At 35.6% G+C, this 13591-nt stretch carries 12 protein-coding genes and 2 pseudogenes; 1 reads left to right on the plus strand and 13 read right to left on the minus strand.

Features of this window, described 5'->3' with window-relative positions; translation table 11 throughout:
• Positions 1 to 84 precede the first annotated feature (84 nt).
• A complete protein-coding gene (locus A9G47_RS13330) occupies positions 85 to 714 on the plus strand; it encodes a hypothetical protein (RefSeq protein ID WP_176700717.1) in 630 nt (209 codons plus the stop codon).
• Positions 715 to 1477: 763 nt separating this feature from the next.
• On the opposite strand, the gene A9G47_RS14410 is transcribed toward A9G47_RS13330, so the two are convergent.
• The 13 genes and pseudogenes from A9G47_RS14410 to A9G47_RS13375 all read right to left on the minus strand — a co-directional run.
• The gene (locus tag A9G47_RS14410; protein WP_176700718.1) at positions 1478 to 1618 is read right to left on the minus strand and encodes a hypothetical protein; all 141 of its coding nucleotides are present in this window, start codon (positions 1616 to 1618) and stop codon (positions 1478 to 1480) included.
• Between the two features lie 672 nt (positions 1619 to 2290).
• A complete protein-coding gene (locus tag A9G47_RS13335) occupies positions 2291 to 2524 on the minus strand; it encodes a hypothetical protein (RefSeq protein ID WP_065643110.1) in 234 nt (77 codons plus the stop codon).
• Positions 2525 to 3073: 549 nt separating this feature from the next.
• Complete coding sequence (locus A9G47_RS13340; RefSeq protein ID WP_065643111.1) at positions 3074 to 3385, minus strand: hypothetical protein; 312 nt, start codon at positions 3383 to 3385, stop codon at positions 3074 to 3076.
• 10 nt (positions 3386 to 3395) lie between these two features.
• The gene (locus tag A9G47_RS13345) at positions 3396 to 4709 is read right to left on the minus strand and encodes a PAAR domain-containing protein (RefSeq protein WP_065643112.1); all 1314 of its coding nucleotides are present in this window, start codon (positions 4707 to 4709) and stop codon (positions 3396 to 3398) included.
• A 195-nt stretch (positions 4710 to 4904) separates the two neighbouring features.
• Entirely contained in the window at positions 4905 to 6203 is a 1299-nt protein-coding gene (purD, locus tag A9G47_RS13350; protein WP_065643113.1) for a phosphoribosylamine--glycine ligase, read from the minus strand.
• 115 nt (positions 6204 to 6318) lie between these two features.
• Positions 6319 to 7911: a bifunctional phosphoribosylaminoimidazolecarboxamide formyltransferase/IMP cyclohydrolase gene (gene purH, locus A9G47_RS13355; RefSeq protein WP_065643114.1), complete on the minus strand. Its 1593-nt coding sequence runs from the start codon at positions 7909 to 7911 to the stop codon at positions 6319 to 6321.
• A 315-nt stretch (positions 7912 to 8226) separates the two neighbouring features.
• A pseudogene (locus A9G47_RS15120) lies at positions 8227 to 8328 on the minus strand (VENN motif pre-toxin domain-containing protein); the annotation flags it as partial.
• Between the two features lie 305 nt (positions 8329 to 8633).
• A complete protein-coding gene (locus A9G47_RS13360; protein WP_065643115.1) occupies positions 8634 to 8990 on the minus strand; it encodes a hypothetical protein in 357 nt (118 codons plus the stop codon).
• Positions 8991 to 8994: 4 nt separating this feature from the next.
• Positions 8995 to 9159, minus strand: a complete 165-nt coding sequence (locus A9G47_RS14415; RefSeq protein ID WP_176700719.1) for a hypothetical protein — start codon at positions 9157 to 9159, stop codon at positions 8995 to 8997.
• Positions 9156 to 11114: a VENN motif pre-toxin domain-containing protein gene (locus A9G47_RS14730; protein WP_335340273.1), complete on the minus strand. Its 1959-nt coding sequence runs from the start codon at positions 11112 to 11114 to the stop codon at positions 9156 to 9158. Before A9G47_RS14730 ends, A9G47_RS14415 begins: the two co-directional genes overlap by 4 nt.
• A gap of 87 nt (positions 11115 to 11201) precedes the next feature.
• Positions 11202 to 11396 (minus strand): annotated as a pseudogene (locus A9G47_RS14715) (hemagglutinin repeat-containing protein); the annotation flags it as partial.
• A gap of 148 nt (positions 11397 to 11544) precedes the next feature.
• Positions 11545 to 12024 carry a DUF2247 family protein gene (locus tag A9G47_RS13370; RefSeq protein WP_065643117.1) on the minus strand — a complete coding sequence of 160 codons (480 nt, stop codon included), beginning with the start codon at positions 12022 to 12024 and terminating at the stop codon, positions 11545 to 11547.
• A gap of 2 nt (positions 12025 to 12026) precedes the next feature.
• The coding region (locus A9G47_RS13375; RefSeq protein ID WP_176700720.1) for a VENN motif pre-toxin domain-containing protein at positions 12027 to 13591 on the minus strand (1565 nt) is incomplete at its 5' end.

Here is a 13591-nt window from a genome sequence, read left to right on the forward strand (position 1 = left end):
TCAAAGATACTGAGAAATCCTGCTATACAATGATGCGCCAACCTATTAGCAGGATCGAAAGCGTGTTCCTAAAAAAAGAGGTCGATGCTAATTATGGCTAAACGTGTTGTTTGGAAGAAAAATGATCTAGTCAATATCCAATTACGTGATAATTTATACACAATTGGACAGATGCTAACCAGCCCTGAAATGCGCTTTTATGATATTTTCAATTCAGATGGTGCATGGCAGAATTTAGATTTAAATAAAATAGAACCCTTGTTCAGCGTTTTTGTTGGGAATGTGATTAATAAGTCGTTAATTCAAGGGAAAATAAAATCCACTACAGTAATACCCAGCTCAAAGCCTAACGAAAGATATTGGATTAAACCCTATACAATTTTAGATTATGGGCACTACAAAGGTGATAGATTTAATTTTCATTTTTTAGGAGGAAAACTAATAGACCTTGTTCCTGATGCCGATGGCATTTTAAGTACAACTAGAGCACCAATTATCAAAGAAGATTTAACGATTCCACAGGATCGTAAGCTTATTGAACAATATGAACTGACTAATATGTGGGGTGATGTAGATTTACGAGACCGCCTCTGTCGCTATTTTGATACAGGTATTAACCGTGATGATCTGAAGTTTGAAGTATTCCCTGGTTTATGGGATGACAGAGAAAAATTGCGTCCCCTGACACGCCGCCTACCAGAACCGCTTCGTTAAACAGATAATCAAAAGAAAACGAAATTTGATCCTCACCAAAATCTTAGACAATACTTGCCTCTATAGAGGCGTTATTAAAGTAATACGGCTTTTTATATTGCTTAGGCGATATCCAACCATGAGCTGAATGTCGGCAAACTTGAATGTAGTAGATCTCAATATATTCAAATAGTGCTTTATTGGCTTACCTCGTATTTTGTCATCCACATCATGAATCATGTTATTTTTTAAACGTATGGAAAAAACTTTCAGCAACAGCATTATCCCAACAATTGCCAGCTCAGCTCATACTTTATCTCAACCTATGTTGTAACACTAACCGCTTAAAATTCACACGGCAATATTGGCTTTATCAAGCACTAGGTAGTAATATCCCTTTAAGAAATTGACGACAAAATAAGACATTTTAAGTGTGTTACAAACTAAATGCCTATCAATATGCGAACTTGTTTGCTGTCCAATTATTTTTCGAGCAAATTAATCATTATCTAAAGGTATAACCAACGATTTAATGCATTGGACAACAATCATGAAATAGGCTTGTAACAAAAGGAGTAATGTTATTATTTTTCATCATTTTATAAAATAAAAACTTAAGTAAAATCAATGACTTTTCTGACTGATTTTTATCATACCTAGCTAACCTTTCTTTCTGATATATCATAGCCGTTGACGCTGATATCATGTACTAAGCTTGTTGCACCTAAACGGGCTTTATGCTGCCAATAAAGCGCTTTGATATTATCAAACAACTTCCATTAATTTAAGCTCGCATTTTAGCCAAGCATAATAATCTGATACCCTCACGTTCAACTGACGACTGACTGGCGGTACCCGATACGATAATAAATATTGCTTTATATATTGGTACTTCACCAACTTGGGTTGTTGATGAAATACACATGCGACTTTTTAGAATTTAATTGGTCTTTTTTAGTGCTTTGTTTCCCTATTCTAGCGTAATAATTTTTTACTACTCACTAGTTAGTTCACGTTTACTGGTTTTGTTAGGGCTAAGCTGCCTACCCCATTTATTCAGTGTTGATTTGCCTATTTCTAACTGGCTTGTGATTTCAGCTAATGAAAGATGGGGATTAGATAAAGCATAATCGACTGCTTGTTGTTTGCATTCTGCACTAAATTTTTAGTGCCACAATGTGTTCTCTTGTGATTGTAAGTTATATCATAGAAGTGACATTTGTCCATTTTTTAGCAAGGGTCATACCTGTTTTGTTGAATTAGAGATATTATCTAACTAGATTATATATCCATCTGTTTTTGTTTCAGTTACATCAATGTTTCAAAATGAACAATAGATAAAAAATAATTTTATCTATTTAACATTAATTCGTTTTCTTACATTTATTTTGCTTATTCTGTTTATTCAAATCAAACAATATAGCTTTTATTATTTTCTATCGTGTTTTGACGTGTCATTAAGATGATAAATGCTAATTATGAATGGAAATAAACAATAAACTAATATAACCATAATTTTGTTATTTCCATTTTTTCTTTTTTTTATAGCGTTTCGGTCGAACAAGAAAATCGATGAAATAAATATAAAAAATAAGAATTAAAAGATCCCACCATAAAAAATAATATGAGAAAAAATACCTTCTCCAGGCTTATCAATCATAAACCTGCTAAATAAAGCCATAAAACAATAAAACAAAATAGCCCAACGTCGTTTACGATTTAACGTTTTATCATTAGCATAGTCCGTTGCAATATATCCCGAAAAATAGTACCGAATAAAGAATCCAACGATAGATAAAAAATAATAACTTATACAGACTAAAATACTCATGCACATCGACCTTATTTTATAATATTACCCTCTCTATCTTTTCGATATGTTGAACCATCACTGCTTTCACAGCTATAATAATCGGGTGCATCGTCATTAGCTATTGATTATCAATGAACAATTCGCCAAGTATCAATGATTGTTTTCTATCATCAGCAAATTTTATCATATCAAATTGACGATCAATTAGTGTTAGCCTAATATTTACAGCTTGTAACTATAAAGTAACTTACTATATTAATTAAAATAATAATAAATATTAAAAGGTTGTGTGAAAAAATTATTTAGGTTATTTCAGTATAATGATGCTTATACCTAGCCTTGTCGCAACACTTTCCTCTATTCTCTATTCAAAATACCTGTTTTGTTGAATTAGAGATATTATCTAACTGGATTATATATCCATCTGTTTTTGTTTCAGTTACATCAATGTTTCAAAATAAACAATATAGTTTTTATTATTTTCTATCATGTGTTGACGTGTCATTAATATGATAAATGCTAATTATGAATGGAAATAAACAATAAACTAATATAACCATAATTTTGTTATTTCCATTTTTTCCTTTTTATGTATCTACGTGGTGTTTCAAGAAAGCTAATAAAAAATACATACAATATAAAAATAAAAACAGCCGACCAGAAAAAAATAAGTTCTAAAAAAAGCCCTTCTCCTGGCTGACTTATCATAAACAGGCTATATAAAAAAATAAAATAAAAATAAAAAAGAGCTAAACGTCGTTTACGATTTAACGTTTTATCATTATCGTAGTCCATTGCAATATATTCCGAAAAATAGCGCCGAATAAAACACCCAACAATAGCAAAAAAATAATAGCTAACCCACATTTCAACAGCCATGCAAATCTCCTTATTTTATAATATTACCGTCTCTATCTTTTCTATATGTTGAACCATCACTACTTTCACAGCTATAATAATCTGGTGCATCATCATTACCTATTGTGATTATCAATGAACAATTCTCAACAATTTGTCCTGTATTAATAATTGTTTCTGGCTCTTTAACAACCATACTCACTTGGTTGGTATCTTTATTAAGTATAAAAGCTTTTTTTAATTTTTCACGTAGCTGATAAAAAGATAATAGATCACTACCTATTTCCAAAGTTAAGAATTTCTTACTCATTTGTTTGTAAGCGTTTTCTAAATCACGGCGACCATATTTAAATAATTTAAATCTTGGATTACCAAACTTATTCAGTTTCGGCACTAATTTCAATTTAGTCCCAACAGACATACCCAAATCTAAACTATTATAAACAATATCACCAATTGAAGGATCAAAACCTAAAGCCTTGGCTGCATATTGATACCCACTTCTTAAAGGTCCATCAACGTCCATACTTCTGTTGCCTCCATCAATCTCGTTCATAACACCATTAACAATACCAGCGGTTCCTTCATATATTCCATTTACTCCATGCGCTATCATAGGGGCACCAATAAGACATGACCATCCCGCAGAACAAAGTGCTACCCCATTTTGAATCATTCCTACACCACCAAAAATAGACAAACCATTTTTCACCCATATAAAACTTTGCTCTAACAAATTATTTTCTTCAGTCTTTATTTTCTTTGCGCCTTCCTCATAACTCATTTCACCACTTTCAACTTTATTGACAATATTCATGGCATATGTATCAACATCATCAATAAAAGCTTGTTTTATTTCGTTATAATAAAGGTGTTTTTCGCATAGTTCGTGGGTACAGTCCATTAAACGCTTGGCATCCAATCGAATTTTTGACGTGTCGTCACTTATTTCAAGTGATGAGTCACTTTGCGTATACATCAGGTTTTGAAAAATAGGTAATGAGGTTTCTGGAGAGGTAGGTATTTTAAAACTTGCGCTTTTTGCTGATGAATAGCTTCTTACAACATTCACATAAGCAAAGCTTTTAGTGGCAATAATTCGATTATTTCCTATTGGGCATCCACAAGCGACAATGCAACCATCATAGGCAGCCGGTTTACCATCTACAATACAATCATATGTTCCTTCAATAATGGATCCATATCCTTTTGTACATTTAGGACAACTTGCGTAATCGCCTAAGCATGCGATACCTTGACCTTGAGAAAAACCACTATTTGATGCAGAAATTACTTTACCACCAGTTGTCGTATCATCGCCCAATATGGCTAATAATTTATTCATCCCTTTTTCTTTTTTTTACTAAACAAATTTAATCGTTAAAATTTATCAATATAATCTATATAAAATTAGGCTTATTATTAAATATCGTTTTCTAATTTAAAAAAATTGAATAAAAAACTGATAACTGTTGTGATAATTTTTCGTTTATACCTATTACAACGTCATTAAAAGTTATAATGACGTAACTTTAAAAAATTATGGTTTATGACTGCGTTGTTCTCGCTCAATCGCACGATAACCAATGTCTTTACGATAAAAACAACCATGCCAGTAAATATCTTTTATTTGCTCATACGCTCGCTGCTGAGCTTCAAGTACGCTATTACCCAAGGCAGTAACACACAGAACTCGCCCACCATTGGTATATACTCGACCTTTTTCTAAACTGGTTCCTGCATGGAAAATTTTGCAATTATCGGTTGCCTTTGTGGGGAGTCCAAGAATCACATCTTGCGTATTATATTCGCCTGGATAACCGCCTGCAGCTAGCACTACACCTAAGGCTGATCTTGAATCCCATTTGGATTTGACGGTATCAAGCTTACCATCAATGGCCGCTACACAAAGTTTCACTAGATCTGACTGCAATCGCATCATAATGGGTTGTGTTTCAGGATCGCCTAATCGGCAATTAAACTCAATAACTTTTGGGTTGCCTTCTTTATCAATCATTAAACCAGCATATAAAAAGCCAACATAGACATTCCCTTCTTGTGCCATGCCATTAACGGTTGGGTAAATAATTTCATCCATAATTCGTTGAAAAACAGCATCAGTAACCACTGGCGCTGGGGAATAAGCGCCCATACCACCAGTATTTAAGCCCGTATCGCCATCGCCAACACGTTTATGATCTTGGCTTGTTGCCATTGGCTCAACATTTTTGCCATCGACCATGACAATAAAGCTCGCCTCTTCGCCCTCTAGAAACTCTTCAATAACCACTCGATGGCCAGCATCCCCAAAGGCATTACCCGCTAACATATCGCACACGGCATCTTCGGCCTCTTTGAGTGTCATTGCTACAATAACACCTTTACCCGCAGCAAGCCCATCGGCTTTAATCACAATTGGAGCACCTTTCTGACGTATATAAGCAATAGCGGGGTCAACTTCTGTAAAGTTTTGATATTCGGCTGTTGGAATATTATGTCGAGCTAAAAAATCTTTGGTGAATGCTTTAGATCCTTCTAATTGCGCAGCAGACTTTGATGGACCAAATATTTTTAATCCTGCTTTTTGAAAACTATCAACAACACCAATAACGAGTGGCGCTTCAGGACCAACAATTGTTAAATCAATTTGTTCTTGTTGCGCAAAATTGAGCAAACCGCCAACATCAGTTGCTTTAATATTAATATTTTCTAAACTAGGTTCAAGTGCAGTACCTGCATTGCCAGGAGCGACAAAGACTTTTGATACTAATGGTGATTGTGAGACTTTCCAAGCAAGTGCGTGTTCACGCCCACCATTACCTATGACTAAAACTTTCATAAAAGATCCTTTGAATACTAAAATCTGAAAAAAGGATTGTAAATTTTTATGTTTTACAAAACCCAGTGTAGTAATTTATTTTGAGTGAGTTAATGCCCACTCATTTTACTAACAATTAATGTCTAAAATGGCGCATATGAGTAAACATCATCGCAATATTGTGTTCATCTGCCGCTTGTATGACTTCGTCATCACGAATAGAGCCACCTGGTTGAATTACACAAGTTACACCTGCGGCAGCCGCAGCGTCGACTCCATCCCTGAATGGGAAAAAGGCATCGGAAGCCACAACACAACCAGCAACATTTAGATTCTCATCTTGCGCTTTAATTCCAGCAATTTTGGCTGAATAAACGCGGCTCATTTGACCTGCGCCAATACCTATTGTCATTTTATCTTTTGCATAAACAATGGCATTGGATTTAACAAATTTAGCCACTTTCCAGCAAAATAGTGCATCTGAAAGCTCTTTTTTTGTTGGTTTACGCTTAGTGACAACCGTTAATTGATGTTCGTCTATTGTGCCTAAATCACGTTCTTGAACTAAAAGCCCACCATTAACACGTTTAAAATCTAAACTAGCAGGCGATGATGTTGTCCACTCACCACATTCAAGTACGCGTACATTTTTTTTAGCTTGGATAATTGCAAGTGCTTCTTGAGTAACGGATGGTGCAATAATGACTTCTACAAATTGTTTATCGGCAATGGCTTTTGCAGTTTTAGCATCAAGTTGACGATTAAAAGCAATAATGCCACCAAAAGCCGATGTTGGATCGGTTTTAAAAGCGTTTTCATAAGCGTGCAAAATATTATCACTGACTGCTACACCACAAGGATTGGCATGTTTTACAATCACACAAGCAGGCTCATCAAACGATTTCACACATTCAAGCGCAGCATCGGTATCCGCAATATTATTATAAGAAAGTGCTTTACCTTGCAGTTGTCTTGCTGTTGCAATTGATGCTTCTTTAATATTTTCTTCAACATAAAAAGCCGCTTGCTGGTGGGCGTTTTCGCCGTACCGCATATTTTGTTTTTTAATGAATTGTAAATTTAACGTTCTAGGAAACTCGCCCGCTGGCTCATTTGTCTGCCCCATATAAGGCGGCACTAATTTCCCAAAATAGTTGGCAATCATACCATCATATTTTGCTGTATGCTCAAAAGCTTTAATAGCAAGATTAAAACGATATTCAAAAGAAAGGGAATTGTGATTCTCATCCATCATATTGATAATATTGGTATAATCGCAACTATCAACTACAATAGCGACATCTTTATGATTTTTTGCGGCAGATCGAACCATTGTCGGTCCACCAATATCAATATTTTCAACAGCATCGTCCAATGTACAATGCGGATTAGCAACAGTTTGTGCAAATGGGTAAAGATTAACAACCACCATATCGATAGGTTCGATCTGGTGTTGCTGCATAACTTTATCATCAATACCTCTACGTCCTAAAATTGCTCCATGTATTTTGGGATGTAGCGTTTTAACTCGTCCATCCATCATTTCTGGAAATTCTGTATAGTCAGAAACTTCGGTTACGGGTATTTGGTTTTTGATTAATAATTTTGCTGTTCCCCCAGTTGAAAGCAGTTCCACATTTCGTTCTGATAAAGCTTTAGCAAACGCTAAAATACCCGTTTTGTCGGACACACTAAGTAAAGCACGGCGGATAGGACGAAACTGCTGCATAAGAGGCTCCGAAATTGATATCTAAAATTTAAATTGTTAAAGCATTATATATAAATTAGCAATAGATGTTTAGCATTAAGTTATTAAAAAATATCGAAACAATAAATGATAATATTTTGCTTTAATCGCAAAACTTATAGGTAAACTCACGTTGCAATATAAAAATAAAATTTTTACTGTTTCTTAATTGAACTGGTTTTAGGTGTGTTGTTTTACAATCGTTATATTGCTGCAACTTACCTAATTCATCATAATCAACAATATCTTTGATTTTTTCACTCTCCTTATCAATCTTTAAACGCCACGTTTATTACTTAATAAATTATTCTCAACCACATTTTTGCTAGCAGCAGCAAGGCCTGCTGCCAGTTGCGATAATGCGCTGATGTTTTGTTTTTCCGCTTCGGTGAGACTATTATTTTTTGTGATTTTAAGCTTTCAAAAACACTGCTCCTCACTTTTTTTTGGAATTTTGAGATGTATTGATTGGTGATGACATTGCCTTTGAAGCGTTAGTTAAAAGATAATTACAACTTCGTTTTGTAAAAATTATTCAGGAGTATATACCGTTTAGTTTGATTAAGATTCAATATTGGTTATTGTTTAGTGTTTTGATATTAATGTTTTATTAGACTTTTGTTTTATTGGAATTATAGGATTTAGTGACGGTGTTAACCGTCACCTTTAACTTGCTAATATGTAAAATTCAAGATGGAATTAATCTAACTGGGCTGATAACGATTGTCTTTAATAATATAAGGCTCCGCTATTTCATTCCATACCACCTGAGCCATTTTTTGCCATTCGGTTGGATTACTCTGCTTTGCAATATAATCCCTTATTAATTTTACAGATTGGTTAAATTGTTCCTTGTCCAACTCGACAAAAGAATAAAACTTTAAGTATTCTCCTTCTTCCGATTTTATGATTTCATGTAATTTAGGATAGTTAGGTAAAAATACTGCATCTAGCAAATCACCAAAGGCATCCCAATAACTACTATTAACATATGTAGATATAAATTTGCCTTCATCTTTTTTATTTACCTCACTTTTATTAAAAAAAATAACTGCACCCATTATATTACCTCATAATTATAATTTTATTTCGCTGCGATTTAGGTAGTGTTTTTATATAATCTATGAAAATTTTTTGATTAGAAGGCGTTAAAACTCTAAAATCAACAGGTACAAAGTCCGCTTTTCCCAAGTGTTTGTCAATAATCTCTTTACCTTTACCAGTATTCATATTTTTTCATAAAACTTATTTAATCCATCAATTTCTTTTTGTGATAGTTTATCAGTTGTATACAACGCATCCACAGTTTTACCTTTATTAGGTCCAGAGGTAATTACAAAATCGGGAGATTCGCCCTGAGTTGCTCCTTTAGGCGGCGTATAACGCTCCATTTTACCTAATACTGGCTCAAGCTGCGCTGCAGCGGCTGCTTCAGCGGGTTTTAATTTACCACTACCGCCTAAATCTGGCGTATTGAGACGGTTTTGTCCTTCAAGCGGTGTTTGATTGATTTTTACTTCATTCAAACCTTCACTATTTTTTATTACTTGTGGACTCGTCACTTTTCCAACCCGTAATAGCTTACTACCACCAAAAATTTTATTTATCTTAGGGAGCGTTATAGTTCCTGTAAGACCATGAAGCATTATCATGCTACCCATAGTCATACTAGCCATCGATCTAGCTTCTTTTTCATCATAGCCAAAACGCTTATAACTTTCTACATATCCTTCATAGATAGCTTGTGATTGATTTGCTTCTGGTGTGTTTGACGTTCCCTCTAATAAGTGTTTTATTTCTAAATAGCCATTTTGTTGTTCTAGTTTGTTATAATAATAATTTACATATGTTCTTAGCGCATCATAAGCTTTTTGGCGCTCTATATGACAACCTTCACTATTTACATCAACACAAGCTTCTAATAATGCATTTGTTGAGCTTTCATCTTTAATTCTAAGCTCCACTAACTTTTGCTTTTCGTCTTCAGTTAATAAACCTTCTTTTTCTTTATATTCTAAACCTACTTTATCTTGATGATCGGAAGAATTTAAATAGTTATTCTCAACCGCATTTTTACTGGCAGCAATTGAGGCACCCATATCACCCACATCACCACCCATACTGGCCGCTGCAAGGCCTGCGGCCAGTTGCGATAATGCGCTGATGTTTTGTTTTTCTGCTTCGGTGAGGTCTTTGATGTCTTTGCCATCATAAAGCTGTTTGATGATAACTTCTGCGGCAAGTTCGCCACTTACTGCGCCTGCACTACCCGCTAAGCCTGAGTTGCCTTGTAGTTCGGCAACTACAGCACCTAGTATAGCATGAGCCGTTAAACGAGCTACTTCGTTATCCCCTGCATGTATTTTAATTTGCTCTGCTAGCCATGGTGCGCTAGCACCTGCAAGACCACCCGTGATGTCGCCAGTGATGATGCCGGTAATGATTGATGCGGCTGAGTCTATGCCTTTGCTGACATCTCCACCCATGGTGCCAAGGTTGTTTTTTGCATTTTTTACCACTGCATCGCTGACGGCATTATAATAATTTTGCTGGTAAAGTTCGTCGTAGCTTTTTGGGGTATAGCTTGGGTCTTGTTGAGCTTTAACCTCTTCTTTTTCTAGCTGCTTTTCGGTTTTTTCTTTTAGGCCTTTTTTAATTTCTTCGTCGTTGTCTATTTTGTTTTGTGCCTGTATTCGGTCATATTTGCCCATTATGCTTTTCGTCTGTTGGGCTATGTCTTTGATAAGCTCTACCGTTTCGATTTTGTCGAGCTCTTTTTGTTTGTCAAATATCGGTTTTAGTGAGTTATTCGCATGCTCCGTATCTCGGCTTAAATCATTAATATCCTGTTGTTGTTTGTCTTTGTTGCGGATGATAAGTTGACCTTGCTCTACCGCTGAGTGGGTGATGCTTGAGTCTTTTTCACTGTTTTGATATGCCGCTGGTGCACCTGCGCCACCCGTGCCGCCACTGACCGAGATATGGCTAACATTAAATTCCGCTTTGTTTTTGATGTCACTAAAGCTGATTGTGCCCGTATCAAGGCGGTTTTTGTTGGTGTCTTCGGCTTCCGAGGAGATGACCGCCCCTTTTAGGTCGGTGTTGTTGCCTACCTTGATGTCAAAGCCACCTTTGCCAGCAAAAATACCCGATTGGTCGGTGACACTTGCCCATTTGCTGTCCATTTTGGTGCTTGATAGTGAGCCGTTGGCACTAAAGCCACCAAAGCCAGCACTGCCACTTACTGAGGAGCTGATTTTTTCGTAATCATAGTCGTCCGTATCTTGCAGTGATTGGATGTTTAAGTTGTTACCCACATCCATGTTGACCGTGTTGCCTTTTAATTGGCCGCCTATGATGTTAGTGTCGTTGCCCGTTTTGATGGTGAGTTTGTTTTTCGCATCAATCACGCTTTCTGTCCAAGCACTGCCGTCCGCATTTTCTCGCTCTCGGCTAAAGTTGGCATTGCCTTTAAAGCGTAAGTTAAAAGATAATTACAACTAATTTTGTAAAAATAATTCAGGAGTCTATACCGTTTGTTTTATTGGCATTTAGTGACAGTATTAACTGTCACTTTTTACTGGTAAATATACAAAATTTGGGATCGGCTTATTTTTATTTCCAAATATTTTTTTTGTTATCTAAATATTGTTTCCAATTAAAATATAACCGTTTTTCATTTTCCTCTTGAGTGTGCTTAGTAGGGTCATAATCATTAGATACAGGCATATATCTAACGAAAGATTCTATCTCTTCAGGATAGCCAAAATTTTCATAAATTGTTTCAACTTCACCTAATGGATCTTTAATGTCATAACGAAAATTATATAATTGTAGTAACAAGACATATAACCATTTTTCGTTACTATAATCTTCTAAAGATCCAGCAATTTTTTCCAACAAATCACCTAACTCAAAAATAGTAGAAGAATTAACCATTGATAGTTCGAATGCATCTTGATTACTACTGCCATTAATAATCATATCATTTGCATAATTAATAACATCTTTCCAACCAATAATATGCTTTCGATATCCCCATAAAATATCTTTCCAATTTAGATGAATTGTATTTTTATTTAAATCAAAATTCATTATTATTTAACCTTTTGATTAGGTGTTCCATTTATTTTACCACCTGAAATAAATCGTTGATGTGTAATATTTTGAGTTTTAGGATCGATAATATATTCAAATATTCCACTTTTACCATTAAAAGAGCCTTCTGTTTGTAATAAAGTTCGCTTAATACCATCACCACCTGTTATTGTAAACACCTCCCCTTTTTTAAGTTGTTCTTTACTTACGAAACTTGCTGCTCTATGTAATGGATCTCCTTTTAAGCCACTGCCCGATCTATTATAGTCTATAATTTTATCGGCTACTTTAGATAATGTTTTTAATCGAGCTACCTTTTGAATAATTGCTGTAGAAGCACCAGTCATAACATAGCCGGAACCAACTTCTCCTATAATTTTACCCTCTAAATACCCCATCATTTCACCAGCTAGTGCTGGATCATTTTTTAATGCATAACCATAGAGCTCTAACCACTCAGTATACGAAATTTTAATTGCTTCATAAACTTTATCAGGATTGGTTATAGAATCATAAATACCAACAATAGTATCTATCGGATGTGTAGCCGCATCGGCTGTTCCTTCTAACGTATTTTTTATACCATCTATTGCACCTCCAGCTACAGCTTGTTTTTTTGCTAAAACATATTTCCAAGCTTTATCTTCATCGCCTTCAAATAATAATATTTTAGCTTGCTCAATCTCTTCTAAATCTCTTTCGGTTTCAGTTTTGAAAAAATTTATTATACTTGATGAGTTATTCTCAACCGCATTCTTACTCGCAGCTATCGAAGCGCCAATGTCTCCCACATCACCCCCCATACTGGCCGCTGCAAGGCCTGCAGCTAGTTGCGATAATGCGCTGATGTTTTGTTTTTCTGCTTCGGTGAGGTCTTTGATGTCTTTCTTTTTACCATCATCATCTTTATAAAGATTGAGGATGGCTTCTGCAGCAAGTTCGCCACTTACTGCGCCTGCGCCACCCGCTAAGCCTGAGTTGCCTTGTAGTTCGGCTATAGTGCCCGCTAATATGGCGTGAGCCGTTAAACGAGCTACTTCGTTATCCCCTGCATGTATTTTAATTTGCTCTGCTAGCCATGGTGCGCTAGCACCTGCAAGACCACCCGTGATGTCGCCAGTGATGATGCCGGTAATGATTGATGCGGCTGAGTCTATGCCTTTGCTGACATCTCCACCCATGGTGCCAAGGTTGTTTTTTGCATTTTTTACCACTGCATCGCTGACGGCATTATAATAATTTTGCTGGTAAAGTTCGTCGTAGCTTTTTGGGGTATAGCTTGGGTCTTGTTGAGCTTTAACCTCTTCTTTTTCTAGCTGCTTTTCGGTTTTTTCTTTTAGGCCTTTTTTAATTTCTTCGTCGTTGTCTATTTTGTTTTGTGCCTGTATTCGGTCATATTTGCCCATTATGCTTTTCGTCTGTTGGGCTATGTCTTTGATAAGCTCTACCGTTTCGATTTTGTCGAGCTCTTTTTGTTTGTCAAATATCGGTTTTAGTGAGTTATTCGCATGCTCCGTATCTCGGCTTAAATCATTAATATCCTGTTGTTGTTTGTCTTTGTTGC

It is taken from the genome of Gilliamella sp. WF3-4, from assembly GCF_001690275.1.
Taxonomy (GTDB): domain Bacteria; phylum Pseudomonadota; class Gammaproteobacteria; order Enterobacterales; family Orbaceae; genus Gilliamella; species Gilliamella apicola_C.

Bases quoted from the DNA above. Each gene is read 5' to 3' on its own strand.
- A9G47_RS13330 (WP_176700717.1), top strand. From the start codon at position 85: ATGCTAATTATGGCTAAACGTGTTGTTTGGAAGAAAAATGATCTAGTC.
- A9G47_RS14410 (WP_176700718.1), bottom strand. From the start codon at position 1,618: ATGTGTATTTCATCAACAACCCAAGTTGGTGAAGTACCAATATATAAA.
- A9G47_RS13335 (WP_065643110.1), bottom strand. From the start codon at position 2,524: ATGAGTATTTTAGTCTGTATAAGTTATTATTTTTTATCTATCGTTGGA.
- A9G47_RS13340 (WP_065643111.1), bottom strand. From the start codon at position 3,385: ATGGCTGTTGAAATGTGGGTTAGCTATTATTTTTTTGCTATTGTTGGG.
- A9G47_RS13345 (WP_065643112.1), bottom strand. From the start codon at position 4,709: ATGAATAAATTATTAGCCATATTGGGCGATGATACGACAACTGGTGGT.
- purD (WP_065643113.1), bottom strand. From the start codon at position 6,203: ATGAAAGTTTTAGTCATAGGTAATGGTGGGCGTGAACACGCACTTGCT.
- purH (WP_065643114.1), bottom strand. From the start codon at position 7,911: ATGCAGCAGTTTCGTCCTATCCGCCGTGCTTTACTTAGTGTGTCCGAC.
- A9G47_RS13360 (WP_065643115.1), bottom strand. From the start codon at position 8,990: ATGGGTGCAGTTATTTTTTTTAATAAAAGTGAGGTAAATAAAAAAGAT.
- A9G47_RS14415 (WP_176700719.1), bottom strand. From the start codon at position 9,159: ATGAATACTGGTAAAGGTAAAGAGATTATTGACAAACACTTGGGAAAA.
- A9G47_RS14730 (WP_335340273.1), bottom strand. From the start codon at position 11,114: ATGGACAGCAAATGGGCAAGTGTCACCGACCAATCGGGTATTTTTGCT.
- A9G47_RS13370 (WP_065643117.1), bottom strand. From the start codon at position 12,024: ATGAATTTTGATTTAAATAAAAATACAATTCATCTAAATTGGAAAGAT.